Origin of the sequence: Sulfitobacter sp. CW3 (genome assembly GCF_019392245.1) — a bacterium.
In the GTDB taxonomy this organism is placed as follows: domain Bacteria; phylum Pseudomonadota; class Alphaproteobacteria; order Rhodobacterales; family Rhodobacteraceae; genus Sulfitobacter.
Map to the genome: position 1 here is coordinate 175,874 of NZ_JAHXRL010000007.1, position 23,400 is coordinate 199,273.

The 23,400-nt window shown below is 57.6% G+C and carries 20 protein-coding genes; 8 read left to right on the forward strand and 12 right to left on the reverse strand.

From position 1 onward, the window contains the following. Position 1: 1 nt before the first annotated feature. Both KZZ06_RS15925 and KZZ06_RS15930 read right to left on the reverse strand, forming a co-directional pair. Positions 2-226: a hypothetical protein gene (locus KZZ06_RS15925; protein ID WP_219581109.1), complete on the reverse strand. Its 225-nt coding sequence runs from the start codon at positions 224-226 to the stop codon at positions 2-4. Beyond that, positions 223-1,881 (reverse strand): glucan biosynthesis protein, encoded by a 1,659-nt coding sequence (locus KZZ06_RS15930; RefSeq protein WP_219581110.1) that lies wholly within the window; start codon positions 1,879-1,881, stop codon positions 223-225. The genes KZZ06_RS15925 and KZZ06_RS15930 overlap by 4 nt, the downstream gene beginning before the upstream one ends. Positions 1,882-2,273: 392 nt before the next feature. Here KZZ06_RS15930 and KZZ06_RS15935 point away from each other — a divergent pair, with 392 nt between their 5' ends. Continuing rightward, a complete protein-coding gene (locus KZZ06_RS15935; RefSeq protein ID WP_219581111.1) occupies positions 2,274-2,924 on the forward strand; it encodes a 4'-phosphopantetheinyl transferase in 651 nt (216 codons plus the stop codon). Here the strand turns inward: KZZ06_RS15935 and KZZ06_RS15940 are convergent. From KZZ06_RS15940 to KZZ06_RS15965, 6 genes are all read right to left on the reverse strand, one after another. After that, entirely contained in the window at positions 2,891-3,454 is a 564-nt protein-coding gene (locus tag KZZ06_RS15940; RefSeq protein WP_219581112.1) for an RNA polymerase sigma factor, read from the reverse strand. The two genes, KZZ06_RS15935 and KZZ06_RS15940, sit on opposite strands and share 34 nt — an antisense overlap. Before the next feature lie 148 nt (positions 3,455-3,602). Then, the gene (locus KZZ06_RS15945; RefSeq protein WP_219581113.1) at positions 3,603-4,880 is read right to left on the reverse strand and encodes a lysine N(6)-hydroxylase/L-ornithine N(5)-oxygenase family protein; all 1,278 of its coding nucleotides are present in this window, start codon (positions 4,878-4,880) and stop codon (positions 3,603-3,605) included. Then, positions 4,877-5,926: a GNAT family N-acetyltransferase gene (locus KZZ06_RS15950; RefSeq protein ID WP_219581114.1), complete on the reverse strand. Its 1,050-nt coding sequence runs from the start codon at positions 5,924-5,926 to the stop codon at positions 4,877-4,879. Before KZZ06_RS15950 ends, KZZ06_RS15945 begins: the two co-directional genes overlap by 4 nt. Then, complete coding sequence (locus tag KZZ06_RS15955; protein WP_219581115.1) at positions 5,926-6,864, reverse strand: alpha/beta hydrolase; 939 nt, start codon at positions 6,862-6,864, stop codon at positions 5,926-5,928. Before KZZ06_RS15955 ends, KZZ06_RS15950 begins: the two co-directional genes overlap by 1 nt. Continuing rightward, entirely contained in the window at positions 6,861-8,027 is a 1,167-nt protein-coding gene (locus KZZ06_RS15960; RefSeq protein ID WP_219581116.1) for a PLP-dependent transferase, read from the reverse strand. Before KZZ06_RS15960 ends, KZZ06_RS15955 begins: the two co-directional genes overlap by 4 nt. Continuing rightward, positions 8,024-9,349, reverse strand: coding sequence for an MATE family efflux transporter (locus KZZ06_RS15965; RefSeq protein ID WP_219581117.1), 1,326 nt, complete (start codon positions 9,347-9,349; stop codon positions 8,024-8,026). The genes KZZ06_RS15960 and KZZ06_RS15965 overlap by 4 nt, the downstream gene beginning before the upstream one ends. Before the next feature lie 183 nt (positions 9,350-9,532). Here KZZ06_RS15965 and KZZ06_RS15970 point away from each other — a divergent pair, with 183 nt between their 5' ends. The 3 genes from KZZ06_RS15970 to KZZ06_RS15980 all read left to right on the forward strand — a co-directional run bounded on the left by KZZ06_RS15970 (position 9,533) and on the right by KZZ06_RS15980 (position 14,645). Beyond that, positions 9,533-9,736, forward strand: coding sequence for an MbtH family NRPS accessory protein (locus KZZ06_RS15970; RefSeq protein WP_219581118.1), 204 nt, complete (start codon positions 9,533-9,535; stop codon positions 9,734-9,736). Continuing rightward, on the forward strand, positions 9,733-13,611 hold the full coding sequence (locus tag KZZ06_RS15975; RefSeq protein WP_219581119.1) for an amino acid adenylation domain-containing protein: 3,879 nt from the start codon (positions 9,733-9,735) through the stop codon (positions 13,609-13,611). Before KZZ06_RS15970 ends, KZZ06_RS15975 begins: the two co-directional genes overlap by 4 nt. A gap of 95 nt (positions 13,612-13,706) precedes the next feature. Continuing rightward, positions 13,707-14,645 carry an alpha/beta hydrolase gene (locus tag KZZ06_RS15980; protein WP_219581120.1) on the forward strand — a complete coding sequence of 313 codons (939 nt, stop codon included), beginning with the start codon at positions 13,707-13,709 and terminating at the stop codon, positions 14,643-14,645. Positions 14,646-14,673: 28 nt separating this feature from the next. Here the strand turns inward: KZZ06_RS15980 and KZZ06_RS15985 are convergent, their stop codons facing one another. Next, positions 14,674-15,003, reverse strand: coding sequence for an ABC transporter ATP-binding protein (locus KZZ06_RS15985; RefSeq protein ID WP_219581121.1), 330 nt, complete (start codon positions 15,001-15,003; stop codon positions 14,674-14,676). Between the two features lie 280 nt (positions 15,004-15,283). Here KZZ06_RS15985 and panB point away from each other — a divergent pair, with 280 nt between their 5' ends. Further along, entirely contained in the window at positions 15,284-16,111 is an 828-nt protein-coding gene (gene panB, locus KZZ06_RS15990; RefSeq protein ID WP_219581122.1) for a 3-methyl-2-oxobutanoate hydroxymethyltransferase, read from the forward strand. Continuing rightward, on the forward strand, positions 16,108-16,953 hold the full coding sequence (gene panC / locus KZZ06_RS15995; protein WP_219581123.1) for a pantoate--beta-alanine ligase: 846 nt from the start codon (positions 16,108-16,110) through the stop codon (positions 16,951-16,953). The genes panB and panC overlap by 4 nt, the downstream gene beginning before the upstream one ends. Before the next feature lie 292 nt (positions 16,954-17,245). Here the strand turns inward: panC and KZZ06_RS16000 are convergent, their stop codons facing one another. Genes KZZ06_RS16000 through KZZ06_RS16010 form a run of 3 tightly spaced genes read right to left on the reverse strand, consistent with a single transcriptional unit; the run spans position 17,246 to position 19,961 of the window. Then, positions 17,246-18,034 carry an ABC transporter ATP-binding protein gene (locus KZZ06_RS16000; RefSeq protein ID WP_219581124.1) on the reverse strand — a complete coding sequence of 263 codons (789 nt, stop codon included), beginning with the start codon at positions 18,032-18,034 and terminating at the stop codon, positions 17,246-17,248. Beyond that, positions 18,034-18,975: an iron chelate uptake ABC transporter family permease subunit gene (locus KZZ06_RS16005; protein WP_219581125.1), complete on the reverse strand. Its 942-nt coding sequence runs from the start codon at positions 18,973-18,975 to the stop codon at positions 18,034-18,036. The genes KZZ06_RS16000 and KZZ06_RS16005 overlap by 1 nt, the downstream gene beginning before the upstream one ends. After that, a complete protein-coding gene (locus KZZ06_RS16010) occupies positions 18,972-19,961 on the reverse strand; it encodes an iron ABC transporter permease (RefSeq protein ID WP_219581126.1) in 990 nt (329 codons plus the stop codon). The genes KZZ06_RS16005 and KZZ06_RS16010 overlap by 4 nt, the downstream gene beginning before the upstream one ends. Positions 19,962-19,987: 26 nt before the next feature. Between KZZ06_RS16010 and KZZ06_RS16015 the strand changes: the two genes are divergently transcribed. After that, entirely contained in the window at positions 19,988-21,067 is a 1,080-nt protein-coding gene (locus KZZ06_RS16015; RefSeq protein WP_219581127.1) for an ABC transporter substrate-binding protein, read from the forward strand. A gap of 157 nt (positions 21,068-21,224) precedes the next feature. Then, positions 21,225-23,372: a TonB-dependent siderophore receptor gene (locus tag KZZ06_RS16020; RefSeq protein ID WP_219581128.1), complete on the forward strand. Its 2,148-nt coding sequence runs from the start codon at positions 21,225-21,227 to the stop codon at positions 23,370-23,372. Positions 23,373-23,400: the final 28 nt, after the last annotated feature.

Sequence of the window (23,400 nt, forward strand, 5' to 3'; positions counted from 1 at the left end):
ATTAGCGGCCACGCGCCACGAGGCCGAAACTTTGGATCAGAACAGCCAGCAGCCGCCGCAGCCCGCTTTCTGCGGCCTCAACAACCGTGATGCGTGGCAGTTCAATCACCTGCTGTGGCATCACCAAAGGGGCATCGGGCAAGGCACCGTCACGCAAAATGGCCGCTTTGCGGGTTTCAAACGCAAAGGGGTCTGAGATAGAATTTATAGTATTCTGAGCAATCATGTGCGCATCCATTGATAAATCCATGTTTCGGTCAACTTCCGACCAAAACCCGCGACATGGGCAACCAGTTCCACAAGACGTTCATTTCCGCCGTCAACGTCGATCACAAGACGCCACTTGGTCGTGTTTTCAATCTTGGACAGGGCAATGTGCTGGATTTTGCCGTGCGACAGGGTCACGACGGGCTCCATCTTGGCGTCTGCCGGCAGATCGGCCATCAGACCGCCGTCAAAATCGATCACAAACTTGCGCAGCGACTCTTTGGCACCGGATACGCCTGACGTCCCGCCCTGCCCCGCCAGCGTGTTCACAATCCACGCGCGGTCGCCGTCGCGGTTGGTGCCAAGCGTCCCCCACCGCAAACGATAAGAATATTCACGGCTTTCACCAGCGCGCGGTTTTTCCAAAGGCACCCAAAAGCTTACGATGTTGTCATTGCCTTCAAGGTCGGAAGGAATCTCAACCAGTCGTATCGCACCCGCACCCCACTCCCCCTTAGGTTCGACCAAAACCGAAGGGCGGTCTTGATATTGCGCGCCCGCATCTTGGTAATCGGTGAAATCACGGTCGCGCTGGATCAGACCAAAGGATTTGAGGTTCGGTTCATTCAGATAGGTGCTGGCCAGACGTGGCGGATTATTCAGGGGCCGCCACAAGACGTCACCGTCCGTGCGCACGACCATCAGCGCGTTGCTGTCATGCACCTGAGGACGGTAATCATCGAATGTATCGCTGTTCTTTTCGTCGAACAGAAACATCGACGTCAACGCAGCAACGCCCAGTTGTTCGACGTCTTTGCGGAAATGCAGTTTGGCGGTGACATCAATGGTCGTTTCAGCGCCTGGCCGGATCACAAAGCGGTACGCGCCAGTGCAAGACGGACTGTCGAGCGCGGCATAGACCACAACGTTTTCCTGCCCCGCTTTGGGACGTTCAAGCCAGAAGTCCGAGAAACGTGGGAATTCTTCTTCGCGGCCAAGGCCGGTGTTGATCGCAAGGCCCCGCGCCGACAAGCCATAGCTACTGTCACGTGCCAAGGCGCGGAAATAGGATGCGCCGACAAAGGCGATCAGCTCATCGAACATATCAGCCCGGTTCAGGGGCGTATTCAGGCGAAACCCTGCCACGCCGGGCAATTCGGCATGCTGCGGAACCCGTGGGGCAAGGTCTTCGTAATACAGGAAATCATCTGTGGAAAAGCCCATCGGGGTCTGAAACCCGTCTACGACCTCGTGAATGGCCACGGTTTGTTTATACAGCCAACCCGGGTGAAAAGCGTGCAGGCGGAACAACACGCCGTCGTCTTGCCAACGGGACCGTTTCGGATCGAACTGGATTTTACGGTAGTCATCATAATCAAGGTTTTCGATAACCTCTGGCGCATCAACCGCCGGCACATACTCTGCCTCCGACGCTTGTTTCATCTGCGCGTCCAGCCATTCAAACGAAAACGGCTGCGGCCCCGCAGGCACGGGTGCCTGACCGTCAGACACGCTTGGTTCAATGGCTGCCTCGGTATCAGACGCTGCAACAGTTTGCCCCAGTGCCCCACGCGAAAGCGCAACGGCAGCAACCGAGCTGGTGAGAGCGCCCAAAAGGGTGCGGCGATTGAGGTGGAGCAGATCCTGTGTGGGGGACCCAAGTTTATTTAGCATTGAAACCCAATAACTTAGTTAGAGAATGATGGCCTATGTCCAAACGACTCAGTCGCAGGGCAATTCCATATTATGTGATCCATTATGTCCGGTTTCGATGCGCCGCCACAGAAATATGCGGAACTGATTGAGAACAAGCGAGTTTTCGCAAGTTAAGCGCGTGCAAACAGGCAAGTTTTGGCACGTATGCGGTAATTTCAAGCAACTGAGGTTAAAATTGCCGGAATACGGGCCAGACTATCATGTCGCAGCGGCATTGATCGACGGTATCGACCAGAACCCTCACTAGAGGAAACGGTTCACATCCTCTATCCTCGCAACCAATCGGGACCGCCGTTTACATATCGCCCTGAGCAGCGAATGCGGACGCAATTGAGGGCAGATCAAACGCGATGGGAAATCACGTTCCAGAGTTTTTTGAACCGCAGGGGGCGCCGGTTGCAGCGGTGTTGGCTTTGTGTGATCGGAGTGATGCCAATACATCTGCGCAAGCGGATGCAGGCAAACGCGCGCATCTGATACGATCGGCACAGCGGCACCTTGGGGTGCCTGAAACGTCCATCACATCCGAACCAACCGGGGCACCCATCTGGCCAAATTCGCACCGCGGCAGCCTCAGCCATTGGGGCAGCAAAACCGTGTGTTTGCTGGCCAAGGGAAACGCATGGGATTGGGGCGTTGATATAGAAGGGCACGCGGATGCTGAGGCCGTTCAATCGATATCCCAAGTAGCAATGGATGCGAGCGAGCGGCGCATTCTGGCGCAATCCGATGACAAGGGGCGTTTCTGCGCTTTGGTATTCTCGGCTAAAGAGAGTTTTTTTAAAGCCGCGTTCCCGCGCGTCGGGCGCGTCTTCGGGTTCGAGGCGCTACGGCTTTTGTCGGCCCCTGGCTCTGGGCAGATGAACTTTGTCACCGCTATTCCGCTCGCGCCGGACCTGCCCCGTGGAACGCAGGTAACGGTTCACTATATTCAGGTACAAGAAGCGGTCATTACATGGACAGCGCTTCAGGCGTCTTCACCTAATTCATTGGCAAGATAGGCCTGAGCGCTGTGAATAAGCGCATGCACACGGGCCGGCGACAACCCCATTTCAGATGCTATTTCATTCTGGCGGCGCGCCTTTAGCCGATGTTCTGTAAACGCATGTTTCTGGGTCTCTGGAAGCGCGACAATCGCCCGCGCCATTGCGCTAAGTGTTTCATATGCAACCAGTGACTGCTCGGCGGTTGGGCCGCTCGCGACCGGCTCTGGTGTGGTGTCATCCATTGATGTCTCATAGCCGTTGCGGCGCCAGTGATCTAACGCCAGATTGCGTACCATTCGACGCAGTAAACCGCGCGGGCTATTGGGCTGCATTGTGATGGCGCGGCTAGACAAACAGCGCAATGCGGCGTCTTGCAGGACATCTTCGGCGCGGTCACGCGACCCGAGAATTCTGACGGCATCGCATAAAAAGAGCTCTCGTTCTTGCATGAGATGCTCGATCAGCTTGTGGCGTGTGGCAATGCAGGCAGGCGCATTCGGAAACAAATTTGCGGGCAAAGATGCAGAATTTCGTATCTCAGACATGACGTATCCCGATGTAGATTTGCGCACTAATCTACCGGGCGTGTTGCTGAGTGGATGCCGGGATCCCGTAACATAGAATACGCGCGACCGCCAACATAGCACCCGCGCGATAAGAAGACTTTCCCGCAATAGTTGAAATTAAAGACGATTATTCCGCGGCGATTTCGCGGGTATGTTTCGGTGCCGCCGCAAGCGTCGCGACGATCTCTTCGGACCTTTGGGCAAGAACCGACAACAACGTATCGCTTAACCCGTGGGTTGCCTCACTGTAGCCTTGAATATAGATAGAAGGGGAAAACCCGTCTGCCATGGGAAGCCGATAGTCGCGCCCCGGTACAGCCTTGAGGCAATACTTTGCGACCCCGTGCAAGATATCTTGATCAAGCGCACGGGTATACCCGGTTGCACAGATGATCCGGTCATAATGTTCCGTCCGCAATTGGACCCCGCTGGACAGCGTTAACTCCAGCGCATCCTCTGCGACGTCCAGCCCTGTCACCTGCGTATCTGGCTGAATTGAAAGGCGTTTCCCTGCAATCACAGATTGCTCGTAGACCATTTCGTAGATGGCGTTAATGACGTCTTCATCGACAACCGAATAGTTCGTTGCAGCCAATTCATCCAGCGCGGCATGGCGCGCGGTTTCGGGCAAGGCATAGAAAGCATCGGTTTGGCTAGGATCAAAAATCTCGTTCACAAAGGGGCTGTCATCAGACGGTTTAATCGTGCGACCGCGCATGATCAGATCAAGCTTTGGCGCTTCGGGTCGAACGGCCAGATCGGCAAAAATCTCGGCAGCACTTTGCCCCGCGCCGATGATGGCAATCCGTTCGCCTGCGCGCAGGCTTGGCACAACCGCGGTCATATAATCTTTGGAATGTATCACGCGTGGCTCATTGGAAAAACCGTTGCAAAACTCAGGAAATTTGGGGGCACCACCCGGCGCTATCACAAGATTGCGCGCCCTATATCTGGTTTCTTGACCGCTGGCCTCGCGCGTGATGACGTCAATTGCGTCAACCGTGCCGTGATGGTCCACCGCTTCGATCCCGACCACCCTGCGGTCATAATCGCAGACCGGAAATTGCGCGGCCACCCAGCATAGGTAATCGTTGAATTCCACACGGCTGGGAAAGAATGTCTTGCGATTGATGAACCGGTTCAACCGCCCTTTTTGGTGCAGATAGCTCACAAAGGTATAGGGGCTTTGTGGGTTACGTTGGCCCACCAGATCCTTGAGGAATGAAATCTGCATATCCGCCCCGGGGATCATCATGCCCGGGTGCCATGCAAATTGCGGCTGTGCCTCAAGAAATTTCGCACGGATCGGTGTTTGTGCTTCGCCCAATGCGACAGCAAGCGAGAGGTTGGAGGGGCCAAAGCCCACACCGATAAGATCGAATGTCTCTTGGTCAGACGTCGTCATGTCCAGTCTCCTGTGGTGGGAAGGCGCGCGGAGGAAAAGCAAAGCGGTTCGCCGCGTCCGGTTTCGGGCCGCGCCCAAAGGCGGGCTTCAAAGAAATGCTGGCGTTCGAGTTGAACAAGGCTTGCGCGTTTGTGGGGAAAGTCGAACTCACGAATATGGGCAAAGCCGCCGCGCGACAGGTTTTTCAGCTGCTGCACATGGCTGGCTTTGGGTTCGCCCATAAGCGATTGCGTGCGTGGTTCTGACAGGAACATGTAATGCATCAGTGAGGGCAGCCATGCGGTGACATAGTCGGCACCGCGCACGTTTTCTTCGCCAATTAATACATGCCACCCCCGATCCCACGGGCCAGCGTCATATTGCGCGCCTATCCGGTTTTCGCGCGCCCAGTACAGTTCGAAATACCCGAAATCCTGCCCGTCAAGCGCGCCAATCACCGGCAACATATGCGGGTCAGCCATAAGCGTTTCCAGATAGGCGCGGTGTTTTTCAATCGTGCCGGATTCTTCAAAAAACTCAGCGACGCGCGGATCATTTTGCCAGCGATGAAACGTTTCAAGATCGCTTTCGTCTAATGCCCGCAAGGTCAACATCTGATCCAGCCATGGGATATGACGCTGGTACAACAACCCCGTTGGTTTAGGCGGCCGGATGGGGTGGCGCCCATGCGGCCCTTGTTGCCACAGTGTCGGATAATTCGGCGCGGGTTGCGGGCACCAACGGTCGGGGGCCTGCCACAAGGAAGCGGGCAAAACCACAGGCCCGATCTCGGTCTGAAGGGCAATGCCTTTGGCCAAGAGATCCGGCAACAGCGGTGCCCAGTTCGGATCGACCAAACGGATCGCGGATTCATCCCCGTGGTTGGTCAGCGCTTCAAAGGCGGCAAGCGCGACGTCTAGGGCAACAGCACCCGCTTCTTGGGGGGCCGAAAGCTCAAGCCGCCCACCCCCAAGGTCAGAGAGTTGTAACGACGCGTGGTTTTCCACAAGTACGGAGCTGCCATCGCGCTGCGCACGGATCGGGTAAGGTGTTAGATCGCGGGGCATCAAATGTCCTTTTCCAATGTCTGAGGGATAGGGGGCGTTTGCGCCGATGCGGGCCAAAGATCGAAATGTGACCGATCAATCGCAAAGGCCCAGCCAAGCGCCCTGTTCACCGCAACCGGCAGAACAGACATGTGCGTCTCACCGGCGTAGGTTTCATAGGCCACATCCAGCCCGCGCGCGGTCAGCTCGCTGGCCATTTCCTGGGCGGCCGCAATGGTGCGTGTGCTGGCTTTCTCGGCAAGGCGCGCTTTGACCTCGTCCCCGTGTCTTTGAAACGGGGCAAGGTCAAACCCCTCCCATTCTCCGGCGGACAAGTGCACACGCGGCTGGTTTTCGGGTGCCGTAAAGGCCTCGAGATGATCCAGTAATGCGCTGTCTTCCCAAGTGATCGCAGGGCTGGCCGCAATCACATTGCGAAATGCACCAGCATGGTTGAACAGCATCCAAAGGGCAAACAGCCCGCCAAAGGAATGGCCAAACAGCGACTGGTTTTGTGGATCAAGACGAATGTGACCGGCTAGAAATTCACGGACATCCTCAAGCAGAAAACGCGCCATTTCGCCGCCGCCGCCGGTTTTGACCTCTGGCCCGCCGTCATAGAACGGGGGATAGTTCCGCCCGGGTGGTGGGCCCAGATCCCAACTGCGGCGAAAGCTGTCGTATGCGTCATCACTGGGGTAGCCGACGGCAATCAGCGCGCCCCATCCAAGGTTCGTGCCACTGGGCCAAAAGGCCTGCGCCCGCATGGTGTCGACCGCTGTGCCAATCATCGCATTCCCGTCCATCAACCAAAGCGCGGGCCAGCCTGCGTCGGGCTCTGGTCCGGGCGGGATCCATAAAAACACCCGTCGCACGGCCCCTGTGACGCTGTCGCGCAGGTCAAACCAGCGGGTACCTCCAACCGTCCATTGCCCTTGACCGACGACTATGCCGCTCATGCTGCGATGGCCTGTGCTTGATCGATGGCTTCGGTCAGATCGGCCAAAAGCACATCTGCCGGCTCTAGACCCGCCGCCAGCCGGATTGTACGCGGGCTGACTTTGAACCGCTGAAATGAGTTGGCCGCGCCCGCCAAACCGCACGCAGCCTGCCCCGGCACGATCAGGCTTTCCGGTCCGCCCCAACTGACGCCAAGGCGGATCACGTGCAGCGCATCACAGAACTGTTCGACGTTCACGCCTTCAGCCAGATCAAAAGCGAACAAACCGCCATAGCCGCGCAGCCCGGCGGGGTCCTCTGACAGCAAGCCGGGGTGATGTACTTTTGTGACCATCGGATGCGCGTTCAAGGCCCCCGCCAGCGTCATGCCGGTTTGCATATGCGCATGCATACGCAGTTCGAGGGTGCGCATACCGCGCAGCACCAAAAACGCATCCATCGGCGACATGCGCCCACCGAACAGATGCGTCGCCTCGTGATCGATCTGGGTGATCATCGCGGACGACCCCGCGACCAGCCCGCCCAAAGTATCGCTATGTCCTGACAGATATTTCGATGCCGCGTGCACGATAAGGTCAACGCCAAGGGCGGCGGGGTTCTGAAAAATCGGTGTCGCCCAGCTGTTGTCGATCACTGAAATCACGCCGTGATGCTGCGCCGCCGCGGCAATTGACCCAAGGTCTTGTAGCCTGAACGTCCAGCTTGTCGGGCTTTCTAGGTACACCAACCGCGCACCCGGAAGTGCAGCAATCACCGCCGCCGTGTCGGTCCCATCGACATAGACCGTTTCCACGCCGAACCGACGCAACACCGTTTCGAACAGCCGGTAAGCGTCAGAATATACGTGTTCGATGGCCACAATCCGGTCACCCGATTTCACAAAGGGCAATACCGCACCGCATATCGCCGCCATGCCCGACGAAAAACCGCGCGCAGCTTCGGTGCCCTCAAGCCGCGCAATCAGGGCTTCAAGTTCGCTGACTGTCGGATTGTCACCACGTGAATACACCAACCGATCCGAGCGTCCCGAAAAGACGGCCTCGATCTGGGCATAGGTTTCGAACAAAAACGACGAGGCTTGGAAAATTGGCGGGGCACTGGCAGCGAGCGGCGTTTCGCGGGCCGGTGTGATCAGATCTGGCACAAAGGATTTAGGGGTCATACGGATACTCCGATAGGATGTGGTGAAGCGCTGGTAATTTTCAGCAAAACGAGGGCGATGCCGGCGGACAGATACGCCGAAAGGGTGATCGCCATAGGCAAGGCAGACGCCCCGTATGTGGGAAGCAGCAGCACCAGCGCCGGCCACAGCACCCAGCCCATCGGGGCCAACCCCAAGAGCATGGCAAGACGGGGCCGGATCGCGGCTTGAAGGCTGATTTGCCCGATAAGGCGGATTGCGAAAGCCGGGATAGACAGCGCCAGCCAACGCAAATGCATCGCGGTTTCTGTGACGATAGAGGGCACATCGCCCATCACGGCGGCAAGGGGACGGGCACCGCGCCAAAGCAATGCCGCGCAGAACAGGCAAATGATCGGAGCGCACCTAAGCAACAGGGATTGTGCGCGCGCAACGCGCTGACCATTCCCCGCGCCATAGGCATAGGACAGGATCGGTTGAACACCGATTGCAAACCCTTCAATCGGCAAGGTCACGAAAAGGATCAGCCGCAGTGCCACACCAAGTGCCACAACGGATTCCATCCCGCCATGCACCGCCGCAAGGCGCAGCACTGCAAGAAAGCCAAAGGTTGTGACCGCGAAACTTGCGGCCTCGGGCATCCCCACACGCAGCACCGGCGCAAGCAACCGGATAGACCCAAGACAGGGCCGGCGCGCAGGTTCATGAAACCAAACCGCCCAGACCGACAATGTCACCAGCTGCGCGGTAACCGTGGCCCAGGCTGCACCGTCCAACCCAAGGCCAAAGCCAAAGATGTACAGTGGATCAAGCACCATGTTCAGGCCAAAGCACAATGCCAATGTGCGCATGCTCATCCGGGCCTCACCGCGTCCGATGGCGGTGAAATCACAAACGATCTGAATAATTCCAAAGGCGACTGTCAGGGTTTGGATGGGGTAATAGGCCCGCGCCATCGGCAGCGCCTCCTGCGGCGTTGAAAGCAGGTTCAACACCGGCGTCATACCCAGCTGAAGCCCGGCCCATAGCACGGCGGCCAGCACGGCAGCCGTCGCAAAAGACACGCCGGATATTTTGCGCGCGCGCTCGGCCTTGCCGGCACCCAAAGCCCGCGCCACACTGCTGGCCGCGCCAATGCCGATCCCAATCCCGACCGCGACCGCAAACCCCGCAAGCGACGCCAGCAGCACCAATACAGCAAGAGGCGACGCGCCGAGTTGACCGACAAAACCGGCATCCACGATCTGATGGCTTGCATTCAATGACAAACCCACCATCGCAGGCAGTCCAAGACGCAGCATCAACTGCGGCAGCTTTGAATCCGAAAGGTCGACGTCGGGCATATCTAGTCCTGATTGATGCGGATCACGCGGGGTTCAATGACAAGACGGGCGCGCGTGCAGGAAATTCACCTTTCGGAGGAATATTTTTCAAAATCGCAAAATAGTCCGCCTATCGGGTGAATTTTGAACGGGCCCATACGTCTGGGTGACAGGATCTATCAACTGTAGTCAAAGGACAGGCGCATGACACATTCCACTCTGGCCCATGCTCAATGGCGCGTTTTGCGCAATAACGAGGGGCGCTATTCCGTGTACCCCGCCACGCGGCCCGCCCCTGATGGATGGGATATCATTGGCGATCCGGCACCCCGTGACGCCTGCCTGGAAACGATTGCCGCGCGCTGGACAGACATGCGCCCCGACGCACTGAAGGAGGCAATGTCATGAGCAAAGATTTGGATTTCCCGACGCCCGCCCGGGCGCTGAACAGCCATGAGAAACGTATTTTTGCCCATGAGCAAGTGGGTGATCTGGCCCCCTTTACGCCTGAAATTTTGATGCTGAAGTTTGAGAGCCGTTGGGATGAGGAGCATCTGACCGACGCAGTGGAGCGGGTTCTGACCGCGCATCCGGCCTTTACCGCGCGGTTTGAAACCCAACCCGGCGGTGAGGTAATCCGCCATTCCGATCATGAAACAAAACTGTCGCTGTGCGGTTTTGGCGATGCCGCGATGGCACAGGATACTGCGCAGACGCATCGGCCGTCGCTTGAGGATACCCGCGCTTTTGCCGATTTCTGGTCCGCCGCTGATGGTGGGTATATTCTGGCGCTTACGCTGCACCCGATCTTGGCCGACGATGGTGTCTATGCCTCGGTCGAGCGCGCAATTTGGGGCGCGCTTGATACAGATGAGCCGGGGCAACGTGTCGCTGAAACTGGGGAGCCCCAGATCGATCGCAAGACCCGCGCGCAGCGTCTAAACACATGGCAGGCCCTGATGGACAGCTACGGTGTTGTCCGGGTGCCGCATCGATTTGACGCGCAGGAAGGGCAGCAACGGTTGCGTGAAACCCGGATTTTGCCACAGGCGTTGTGCAACGAGATCGCGGGCACCGATAGCAATGCTCGGCTGGAAACCGCGCTGGCGGCGGCGGTGGCTGTTTTGCTGTGTCGGTATAGCGGCATGAACGCGTTCCGATTTGCCTGTGGTCAGACTGTGGAAAGCACCCAAAGAACGGCTGGCGTTCTGCCTGTTTGTATCAGCGTGATACCGGATCGGGGCTTTGATGCGGTACAAACCAAAATTGAACAAGTCATCAGCGAAGGCCGGGCCCACCAATTGCCAAGCGAAACGTTGGTTCAGGATCGGCTGGCCCGGGCCGACGCTGATCCCCACCCCCTTGGTGCGGTGTCTTTGCATATTTTGCCGACCCGTGCCTTGCCCGAGGGTGTCACCCGGCTGGCGCGTCCAATGCCGCCGCTGTCCGAAGAGATTGTGATTGTCGCCGAGGAAACCGACGCAGGGCTGGTTGTGGCTGTTGATGCGGATGCAGGGCTGTTTACCGCGCCGCAAATTACGCGGTTTTTGACCCATCTCGAACGTGTGCTGCATGGCGGGTTAGAGACACCAACCGAGCCGGTTTCGCTATTGCCGATCATGAGCGACGCGGAGCTTGGCGTGCTTTCCGCACCCTACCCCGACGATGCGCCGATTGATCCACGCCCGACCCATGAAATTATCGCAGAGCATGCTCAACGCACACCGGACAAAGTGGCGGTAATCTGTGGGCAAGATCAGATATCCCATGGCGTGTTAGACGGACAGGCCAACGCGCTTGCGCATCGGTTGGTCGAAATGGGTGTCGGCCCTGAGGTGTCGGTCGCCATTTTGATCGAGCGCGGTGCCGACGCATTGATGGCCATCCTCGCAACGCTGAAAGCGGGCGGCGCATATATTCCGGTTGAACCGGATCACCCGACCAGCCGCAACCACCATATTCTGACAGATGCTGGCGTGCGTGTGGTGTTAACGCGTCGCGGCTTTCTTGATCGCTTGCCCAAGGGGCTGAATGCGCAGGTTCTGTATCTTGAGGATTTTGCCGATGCACCGCGCGCGGATGCACCCGCTGTGACAATCCACCCTGATCAGCTGGCCTATGTGATGTACACGTCCGGATCGACCGGCAAACCCAAAGGCGTCGCCGTTGAACACGGCCCCTTAAGCCATCACAACCAGACCACCGCCCGCGTCTACGAGATGAGCGCCGAAAGCCGCGAGCTGCCGTTTTTGCCGTTTTCGTCAGATGGGGGGCATGAACGTTGGATGGTTCCGTTGATGATGGGCGGTTCGGTGGTGATCCCCGATGGCCCACTTTGGACGCCCGAGCAAACGCTGACAGCGATGCGCGTGCATGGGTGCAATAACGCGTCGATCCCGACCACCTATCTGCAACAGCTCGCAGAATGGGCCGAGGATACCGACAGCGCCCCGCCCATGCGGCTCTATTCCTTTGGCGGCGAAGGTCTGGCGCAATCGACATTTGATCTTTTGTCGCGGGCGCTTAAGGCGAAAATCCTTATCAATGGTTATGGGCCGACCGAAACGATCATGACACCCATGGTCTGGAAAGTGGATGCTGGCACACGGTTTGAAGGGACATATGCCCCGCTTGGCCGTGCCGTCGGTGATCGCCGTGCCTATGTGCTGGACGTTGAAATGATGCCCTGCCCGCAGGGTGTTGTGGGGGAAATCTATCTGGGGGGTACCGGTGTCGCGCGCGGCTATGTCGGCAAGCCGGATGTGACGGCGGACCGGTTTATTCCCGATCCCTTTGGCCCGGTTTTGGATGGTACATCGGGCGCGCGACTGTATCGTACCGGCGATCTGGGGCGCTGGCGAGAAGACGGAACGATTGAATTTGTCGGGCGGGTTGATCTGCAAATCAAGATCAACGGTTACCGGATCGAACCCGGCGAGATTGAGGCCGCCCTTTTGACCGACCCAACCGTGAGCGAGGCATTGGTGCTGTTGCGCGAGGATAGGGCCGAAAAACGGCTGTTGGCTTATGTGGTTGGCCCTGACCTGAACGCTGGCGACGCGCTGCTGAATGGGCTTGGCTCAAAGCTCCCCAAACACATGCTGCCGGATGCGGTCATTGTGCTGGAAAAAATGCCAACCAACCCAAATGCCAAACTCGACCGTGCTGCAATGCCAATGGCCCCTATAAAGCGGCAGGGCGGCGCAGGCGTTGCCCCCACAACCACGGCTGAAAGCACGATTTTGGATATTTGGCGCGACCTGATCGGGGCACCGCAGATGGGGGTTACAGATGACTTTTTTGCCATGGGGGGTAAATCGCTGATAGCACTCAAGGCGCTCGCCGCCATGCGCAAGCATTGGCCCGAAACGGCCCTGACCATCGCAGATCTGTTTGACGCGCCGACGGTACGCGGAATCGCTGAACGGATCGCAGCGGGGGGTCAAACAGGGCGCAGTGCGATTGCATTGCGCGCCAGCGGCACCAAACCACGCCTGTATTGTTTCCCCGGATTGCTGGTTTCAACGCGCGAATATCTGCGCCTGACAGATCATTTGGGCTCGGATCAACCTGTGACCGGTTTCCTGTGCCATTCGCTGAACGAAGAAAAGCAGCAAAATGTGTCGGTCGAGGACGTTGTGGGCGAATATGTCGCCCATATCCGCGCCGAAAGTGCGGGACAACCTGTGGCGTTTCTGGGCTGGTCTTGGGGCGGCCTGCTGGCGTGGGAGGCAGCCCGCCAGCTTCAGGGCAAAGTGGATGTGCAGTTGATCGGTATGGTCGATGTGTGTGATCTGGGCACTGATTTCACACCGAACGCTACGCCACAGTTTGAACCCGGTGAACGCGCACAGCTAGAACAGGATCTCTTGATTTGGCTCGAAAAAACCAAAATGCGGGCGCAATGGGACCGACTGATTGGAACGATGGACGATGAATGCTTTGACCAGTTCTTACGGTTTATCGGCAACGAAGCGGAACCTTTGCCCTTTGATGGCCCCGATATCTCGAGCCGTGAACACACATTCTGGGTGTTGATCGACAACGCGCTGGTGTTCCGCCGTCACAAAATGCGATCTCTCGAGGTGCCCGTCGCCTCGTTCAGCGCCGGCGACAGCCTAAGCCGTGGGCTGAACCTTGTTGATTGGCGCAAACTGTCGCGCCACGCCACTGCTGCAGATACGGTCACCGGCACCAACCACCTGCGTATCATCGGCGACACAAGGTTTCACGAGCGCTTCAAAGCGCGGCTTGATGCGGCCTTTGCATCGGGTCGGTCATAGGGCACGTTAATATAGATATCGCCCGCCGAGTGAATATCGTTTGGCCGGGCGTCCCTGATCCGCTTTAGGCTGTCCGCAAATAATTGGAGAACTTCATGCGCCTGACCTGTCTTTTTATCCTGTTCTTTCCCGCATTGGCAGCGGCCGATCCCGTTCAGATTTCGGGACCACAGGGCCCCCTCGAAGCGGAGCAAATCGCAGTCGAGGGGGCTGCTCATGCAGTGGTTATCATCCCCGGCTCGGGGCAGACAGATAGGGATGGAAATTCTCTGGAATTGGGCATTTCGACGGATGCCTATCGATTGTTGGCAGACGGGTTGGCCGAACGCGGGGTTGCTTCGCTGCGCATCGACAAAAGGGGCTTTTATGGCAGTGCTAAGGCCATCGTCGATCCGAACGATATCACTATTTCTGCCTATGCCAAAGATACCCGCGATTGGGTGCGGTATGCGTCCGGCCTCGCGCCTTGCGTCTGGATCGCCGGACATTCTGAAGGCGGGCTGGTGGCGTTGGTCGCCGCGCAAAAGTCACCTGAAAGTCTTTGCGGCCTGATCCTTATGGCCACCCCGGGGCGACCTTTTGGGCAGCTGATGATTGAACAGTTCGAGGCTAACCCGGCCAATGCGCCCCTGATGCCTGAGCTTAGGACCATCGTCGCGGATCTTGAGGCAGGTAAGAGCCGCGATCCCGTTTCAGTGACACCAGTTCTGCAACCGCTTTTTTCGGCAGGCCTCCAGCGCTATATGATCGACCTGTTCTCGTACGACCCAGTGAGCCTTGCCAAAGAATGGCAAGGCCTTACGCTAATTATCCAAGGGGACAAAGATATTCAGGTGCGCGCCCGTGACGCCAATCTGCTCAAAGAGGCGCTACCCCAGGCCCATCAGGTGACCCTTGCTGGCGGAACACATATGCTGAAAGCTGCAGTCGCCGGGAACCCTTTTGCCACATATGCAAATCCGGCTTTGCCACTCCACGAGGTACTTGTGCCTGACATTGTGCGTTTCCTAGAAGAAACCTCAAAACGCGAATGACCGTGAAGGGTTGCAAAACATCGCCCCATTACTCTTCGGGATATACAACCGGGCGCGCGAAAACCGGGTCGGGGTGCACTTGCGCGCGCAGACCATAAAGCTGCATGACTGTCTTAGCGGTCAAAGCCTCGGACGGCGGTCCGGCGCAGATTAGCTTGCCATCAGAAAGGCCGACAAGCGTGTCGCAAAACCGCGCGGCGATGGTCAGGTCATGCAGCACCACCACGACGCGGCGGGCCTGGCCCTTTTGTGCCACAAGATCGCGGAGCAGCTGCATCAACCGGATTTGGTGTGGCAGATCCAGGTAGGATGTCGGCTCATCAAGCAGGATTACTTCGGTCTGCTGGGCCAGTGCCATGGCAATCCACGCCCGTTGTTGAAGGTTTTTGAGAGGCCCCTGATAGTGGCCGTTCGTACACAACGCGGCACCGGTCAATAAGGGCTCGAACGGGCCCCTCCCCGCGACCTCAACCAACGTCGCCTATGCAGAACAAAACCGACCTGCGCTCTTTCTGAATGAACAGCCGGATTGCGCGGCTTGTCGCATTCTCCAGTCAAAGCTTTCAGAGATCGAACCTATCGTATAAGAGCCGTCACTGATATCTTGGTTCGGTTATTTACCTGCAGAGAGGAAGCAGATGAGCGCTACGGGAAAGAAACGCGCCCTGATGGCGGATGACATTCGCGCGTCAAAGGGCGGTACTCCACTTGTCAGCCTGACGGCATATACGACTCCGATGGCGGAAATGATGGACGCTCATTGTGATTTCGTTCTGGTGGGCGACAGCGTGGGCATGGTGCTGCACGGATTGCCATCGACCCTGGGCGTTACAATGGAGATGATGATCCTGCACGGGCAGGCTGTCGCACGGGGGTTAACCTCTGCGATGATGGTCATCGACATGCCGTTCGGATCCTATGAGGAAAGCCGTGAACAGGCATTTCGAAATGCCGCGCGTCTTATGTCTGAAACAGGCGCAGGGGCTGTAAAGCTTGAGGGCGGTGTTTCCATGGCCGATACGATTGCGTTTTTGGCGGCGCGCGGTATTCCCGTCATGGCCCATATCGGCCTCACGCCACAGTCGACCAACACGCTTGGCGGGTACAAGGTCCAGGGCCGTGGTGCCGCCCGCGACGCTTTGATTGCGGATGCTCATGCGGTCGCACAGGCGGGTGCTTTTGCTGTGGTGTTGGAAAAAGTGCCTGCAACTCTGGCTGATGACGTGACGGCTGCGGTGGATATCCCGACCATCGGGATTGGTGCCAGTGCGGGTTGCGACGGTCAAATACTTGTGGTCGACGACATGTTAGGATTGTTCACAGCCTTCAAAGCCAAATTTGTGAAACGCTATGCTCATCTGGGCGAAACCGCAGAAGCTGCAATCGCGACCTATGCCGAAGAAGTTCGCAACAGGGCTTTCCCTGCAGCAGAACATGTCTTTGCCGATGAAGTACCCCAGACATGATCGCTCCGATTGAAACAACATTGGCGGGTCTTCGCGCGCGAACAACTGCGTGGCGCAAAGCGGGCGAAACGATCGGTGTCGTACCAACGATGGGGGCGTTGCATCAGGGACATTTGTCGCTGGCCCGTGCAGCACGCGACACATGCGACCGCGTCATCGTCACGATCTTTGTAAACCCAAAGCAGTTCAACAACCCCGAGGATCTGGAAAACTATCCCCGGACCGAACAGGATGACGCCAAAAAGCTCGAGTCCATCGGCGTGGATGTGATTTATGTCCCTGATGGCGCGCAGATGTATCCGGATGGCTTTGCGACGAATGTGTCCGTTGGCGGCCTGACTGATATGTTGTGCGGCGCACATCGGCCCGGGCATTTTGATGGCGTCGCAACGGTAGTGTCCAAGCTGTTCCTGCAGACGTCAGCCGACAAGGCGTTCTTTGGTGAGAAAGACTACCAACAGCTACAGATCGTGCGCCGGATGGCAGCCGATCTTGATATCCCGATCGAGGTCATTGGATGCCCGACAATCCGTGAAATAGACGGGCTGGCTATGTCTTCGCGTAATTTGTTGCTCTCGGATCGCGCGCGCGCCAAGGCGGCTGCGTTGCCAGACGTGATGGAGGATATGCGGGTTGCGTTGGCGAAAGGCGCTTTGATGTCGGATATCGTTGATGTCGCTAAAGCAAAAATCATAGCTGCAGGATTCAACGAAGTTGAGTATTTGGAGTTGCGGGACAGCGATCAGCTTACATCTCTGAACAAGGCGAACGCAAACTCCAGATTATTCGCAGCAGCCTGGCTGGCGGGTGTTCGGTTAATTGATAATGTTGGCGTGCATTAAATCAACTGGAGAACCCTAGATAGCAATGCTGTCACCTGTGGGGGGAAATGTGAATTCGCCGTCTCACAGAGTGTATTAGCGCGTCCATGGTTAAACCTGCAAAGTTTATACTTTTCTGAGATCCCCCATTTTCAATCATATCCAGCAAGCGTCGCTAAGTAATTTAACGGTGGTGCCATTCGGAAAGAGCTGACCTTCGTCGAACGCGCAGCATTTTACCGTTTAGGCCCGAACCGGACCTTTGCTTCCATCAGCATCATTTACTGCGAACGGTCGCAAAGCATCGCCTCTTTCACTCTTCTGGGTAAACGACCGGGCGGGCGAAAACCGGGTCGGGGCGCACTTGCGCGCGCAGGCCATAAAGCTGCATGACTGTCTTGGGGGTCAAAGCCTCGGACGGCGGTCCGGCGCAGATTAGCTTGCCATCAGAAAGGCCGACAAGCGTGTCGCAAAACCGCGCGGCGATGGTCAGGTCATGCAGCACCACCACGACGCGGCGGGCCTGGCCCTTTTGTGCCACAAGATCGCGGAGCAGCTGCATCAACCGGATTTGGTGTGGCAGATCCAGGTAGGATGTCGGCTCATCAAGCAGGATTACTTCGGTCTGCTGGGCCAGTGCCATGGCAATCCACGCCCGCTGTCGCTGCCCGCCTGAAAGCGCTGTCAGCCGGCGATGGCGTAACTCGGTTAACTGAGTGGCCTCAAGCGCTTGGCTTACGGCATCGCGATCCGCCTGCGACGCCGGTAAAAAGGCTTTCCGCCAGGGGGTGCGGCCTTTGGCGACCAACCCTTCGACCGTCATATCAGTCAGCATTGGCGGCTCTTGCGGCAAGAACGCAATTTGGCGTGCCCGTGCAATAGAGGACAGGTGCCCGATGTCCGCCCCTCGCAGTCGGACGCTACCATTTTCAGGCGTTGTCAAACCGCCAAGGCACCGCAACAACGTTGATTTTCCGCATCCGTTAGGGCCGATGATGCCCGTAATGCCCACATCAGGCAGTTGTGCGCTGAACTGTGAATAGATCCTTTTTCCACCTAGCTTAACGGTCAGGTCTTGGATGTCAAAAAGGGGCTGCTTCATCACGCTGTCTTTCGCTTTTCTGACCATAGGAAAAAGATAAGATAGGGCGCGCCGATCAAGGTCATGATCAGCCCGGTTGGCAATGTGACAAGCGGCGCGATCAACCGCGCGGCCAGATCGGCAGCCGTCAAAAGGCAAGCACCCATAAGTGCGGCGGGAAACAGCGCGGGCGGTTCAGCCCCTGTTACGGCACGGGCTAGGGGGGCGGCGGTAAAGGCCAGAAATCCGATCGGTCCCACGGCCAAAGTTGCCCCTGCCGTCAGCAGCGTGACCAGCCCAAGCACCGTGAACCGCAGCACAGGCAGATTGACGCCAAGCCCAGTCATCACGTCATCGCCCAGCCACAGCGTGCGCAGATCACGCGCGCGCCACAGCACAATGAACACGGCGCAGATAACGCCGCCCAACAGCGCGCCGGCGGTCGCCAGATCCGCACGCGCAAGAGAGCCCGACAGCCACAGCATCATTTGGGTGATGGTCGCGTCAGGTGCGCGCAGCAATATCACGGTCGTTGCGGCCGACGCCGTCGCGCCCACCCCGATTCCGTATAGAACAAACGCAATTGGGCCCTGTTCACGGGCCAGCGCGATGACGGCAAATAGGGCAAAGGCCGCGCCGACCGTTTCCCCCAAAAAGACAGACGTACCCAACCCGAGCGCCACAATGTGCCCAAGGCTTGCCCCCTGCACCAGACCGATCACATCGGGTGTGGCCAATGGATTTCGGGTCAATCCCTGCATCAAGGCACCAGCAAGCCCAAGGGCCAGCCCGGCGGCAACAGCCAGTGCGGTGCGCGGCAGGCGAAGGACATGGATAACAAAGTTCTCTGTGCTCCAAAGCCCGTGCCAGACATCTGCGGGTGCCAGCCAGTCACGCCCACCCGATAGGGCAAGAAACACCAAACAGCCAAGCGCCAAAGACAGTGTAATCACGGGCTTCATTCGGCGTGCCAGCGTGCGGGTCGCAGGACGCGCCGCAGTACCATAATCAGCGCGGGTCCCCCTAAAAGGGCGGCGATAATACCGGCGTGTACTTCTCCGGGGCGGGCGATGACGCGACCGATTGTGTCGGCCAGCACCAGTGCGGATGCCCCAATAGGCAGCGCGAAAAGATAGGCACGCCGCAAAGACCCCGCCGCCAACCCGCGCGCGACAAAGGGCACCAACAGACCCAGAAACGCCAACGGGCCCGCAATCGCAACGCTTGCGCCGCTTAGCACGGTAACGCAGGTCAGAACCAACGCGACGGTGCGATTGGGATTTCGCCCAAGGCTATCGCTTTGGTCCGCCCCAAGACTGAGCAGCTCAAGCCGTTCACAGGTGAAATACCCGGCGACAAGCAAAACAGAGATCACCCCCAAAGGGGCCGTTTCAGTGCGGGCAACTGCGGGAATAGCCCCAGAAATCCAGCGCAAGTATCGCGCCTGCATTTCCGCATCTGCCAAGATCAGGGCGGTGGCAAGCGCAAGGCACAAGGTTTCAATGGCGAGACCGGCAAGGGGCAAACGTAAGGCGATGCCACCGGCCCCGCTCACGGGGTCAGCCCCTGCCAGATGCCACAACGTATATCCGGCAAGCCCTGCACCGACGCTTGCGGCCAACAAGATCGCCATGCCACTGTTGAAGGGTGTGAAATAGGCCAATGCGATGGCGGCCAGTGCAGCACCCGCATTGATGCCCGTGATCCCCGGATCGGCCAGCGGGTTGCCCGTCAATGTCTGAAGCATCAATCCCGAAATGGCCATCGCCGCCCCGACGCATATCGCGCAAACCGTGCGGAACATGCGGCTTTCCAACAGGCCGAGTGTGTCGTTCAACAACGCCCCCAGCGTCACCGGTGCCGCGCCAAAGCGCAAAGACAAGGCGGCGCAAAGGCACAAAACCAGACACAGTAGAACAAGGATAGAGGCGAAAGATGCGCGTGACATGACATTCCCGTTGGTTTTCGGCTGGCATGACGCTTGCCCTTAATGGGTATTCATATTCCAAAGGCGCTGCAAGAGGTCGCACGGTCATCTTGACAGTTGCCAAGGATTGCGAGAGCACTGCCAAAGCCGCCAAGCCAGACGCCAGGCCCGCCCTGCTGGAGAACCCGATGCGTCTTGCTACCCTTCTATGCCTCATTTCACTTGTGTTTGTGCCCCTCCGGCTAAGTGCTGATCCGATACGTATCACGCATAGCTTTGGCGAAACCCGCATTGAAAACACGCCGCAGCGCATTGTTTCGGTCGGGTATCATGAGCAGGATTTTCTGTATGCGATGGGCATTGCGCCCGTGGGTGTCCATGAATGGTTCGGTGGCAATCCCTACGCCACTTGGAGCTGGGCAGAAAATGCGCGCGAGACGCTGGATGCAAAGCCCGATGTCCAGCGTGGGTTCGAGATTGATCTGGAGTGGGTCTGGCAGAAAAAACCAGATCTGATCGTCGCGACCTTTGCGCCGCTTGACCGGCAAACCTACGACAAGCTGTCGCAAATTGCGCCGGTGGTTGGCCCACCGTCGGGGTATAAGGCATGGACGGCCCCCTGGCAGGAGGAAATGCGGTTGATCGCGCAGGCCACAGGCCGCAAAGATCAAGGCGATGCAGTAATTGCCAAGGTTGAAGCGGAACTGGCCAATCTCGCCGATGCTTACCCGGAACTGTCCGACGCCGAAGTTGCGGTCGCTTATGTCACGGGAACCGAGCTTATCGGCTATAGCGCAAACGATGGGTCCAATCGGTTGATGGCGTCGCTTGGCCTGAAAGTTCCTGCCGAATATGACAGGCTTGCTGCGGGGTCTGGCAATTTCTCGGTCAGCCTCGAACGGCTGGACCTTTTTGATAAAGACGTCGCCTTGTGGCTTGCTGACGAAAACGGGCGCGCGCTGATTGAAGGGTTGCCAGCCTACCGTGAAGGCGCGTTGTCCCAAAACGACCGATCCGTCTGGGCAAATACCGAGGAAATCGGCGCTATGAGCTTTCAAAGCCCGCTATCAATTCTGTGGGTCGCAGAACGGCTGATGCCGCGACTGGCCAAGGCGGTCAACAACTAGTGCTAGAATCACGGTAATTCACGAGACAGCCCGTCAAGCGATTGACAGTCGTCACTTTCCCGTTATTTTGCACAAATCCCAGGACATCCCCAGGTGAGACGCGAGCCTCTTTGCTCGTCATCCGGGTGCGCTGCCGCACCACTTCTTGGGGAGCTCCATGACCTATTTTGACATCCACCAATCGTTGCGTCTGCCAACGAGACCCAGACTGCTGTGCCAAACTGCACTTGTGAGCTTGGCCACTGCTTTGCCTGCCTACGCCCAAGACGATGTCATCGACTTGGTGCCAATTGTTGTCGAAAACGAACTGGCCTATTCAGGCGAAATTGATGGCTACCTTGCGCTTGCGACCGAAACGGGCGTCAAGTCCGGTGTGCCGCTCGCAGAAGTGCCTCAATCCATTTCCGTCGTGACATCGACAGAGCTTGAATCCCGCGCACCGCGTCAGGTGGAAGACAGCATCGCCTATGTGCCCGGTGTTTTGCCGTCAACTTGGGGTATGGATAACCGGTTCGACCAGTTCGCCATTCGCGGCTTTGATATGGGGTCTTCTTCGCTTTACCGCGATGGCCTCCCGCAAAAAGTGTTGAACTTTTCCGGCTTCACGACTGATCCGTATATGATCGAACGCGTTGATGTTCTGCGTGGCCCGGCGGGCGTGCTTTATGGTTCGAACGATGCAGGGGGGATGGTTAACCTTGTTACCAAGCGGCCCGTGTTTGGGCGTCTGGCCGAAGGTAAAATCGGCTATGATAGCAACGGTTCGGCGTTGGTCGGATTTGACTGGTCGGATGTGATCAACGAGCAAGGCACAATTGCCGCCCGTGTCACAGGAATGGTACGCGACGGCGAAACCGAAGTTGATAACTCGGCCGATGATCGTGGTTTCCTTGCGGCGGGCCTGACATGGGCACCGACCGACAGCACATCCCTTACAATTCTGGGTCATATCCAAAAGGATTCCCTGACCCCACTGATTTTTGCCCCCATCAACGGCGAGGATATCAACAGCACCTGGGGCAGCCTTCCTGATGGCTACAACCTCAAGCAGTCGACCTACAACCACTTTGACACCGAGCAAGAGACGTTAGGTTGGGAGTTCACACACAGCTTTGCGCCGAACCTCACCTTCAATCAAAGTGTGCGCTATGCACATCAAACAACTGACTATGCGCAGCTGGATTATTCGTCGGCAGACGCGAGCGGTCTGAAATATTACGCCTTCGTAAATGATGAAGATGCGGAAACCTTTGGTATCGACAACCATCTTAAGTGGACCAATTCCTTTGCCGGGGCCGAGAATACGTTGACGGTTGGTTTGGATCACCAGACATCGCGCTACGATGTGACCCAATACATCGATTACACAATGTATACGGTGCCTTACAGCAACCTGAGTTTGGATTTCGCCGTCACTGATCCCGCATTGGGCTCCAGAAAACGGACCGAATACGGCGAGACGGGCATCTATCTGCAAGATCATCTGGATATGGGCAATGGCACCAAGGTCACCATGGGCCTGCGTCACAGCCGGTTTGATAACACGATCGATGACCTGATTGCGGGAACCCAAAGCAGTCAGAAAAACGATGCGACCACTGGCATGATTGGGGTGACCCACGAATTCGCCAACGGTCTTACACCCTATCTCAGCTATACCGAAGGGTTCACCCAGAACATCGGTAAAACGCTGTCGGGTGACGTGCTTGATCCCTCCGAAAGCACCCAATGGGAGGCAGGCATGCGCTTTCAGCCTTCTGCCGATCTGATGCTAAGCGCCGCGGTTTTCGATTTGAGAAAGACCAATGTTAAGGAATACGACACAAGAGACGCGACTTGGTCCAGCTTTACGCAAACCGGCGAGGTGCGTTCGCGCGGCCTCGAACTCGAAGCGCGTGGGCGTCTGAATGAAGCAGTCGAAGGTGTGTTCAGCTATTCCTACCTGGACTCAAAGGTTAGCAAATCCTCAGACACCACGCTTGTCGGCAACCATAATTCGATGGCCCCGCCCCATCAGGTGGCCCTGTGGTTTGACTATGACGCGGAAAATTTCGTGCGGGGGCTCTCGGTTGGGGCTGGGGTGCGTTATGTGTCCGCGTTCTATGCAACCCAAAGCAACGGCCGCAAAACAGCCGGCTATGCGCTGGCTGATCTTAGCCTGAAGTACGAGATGCCGGAAATGACGGTGAACCTTGATGTGAACAACCTGTTCGACAAGGATTACGAGGGCCTTTGCTATGATAGCTACGGCTGCACCAAAGGTCAGGGACGGGTTATTTCCCTGTCGTTAAGCCGCGAGTTCTGATTGGCATCGCCATACGCGACGACGCCGG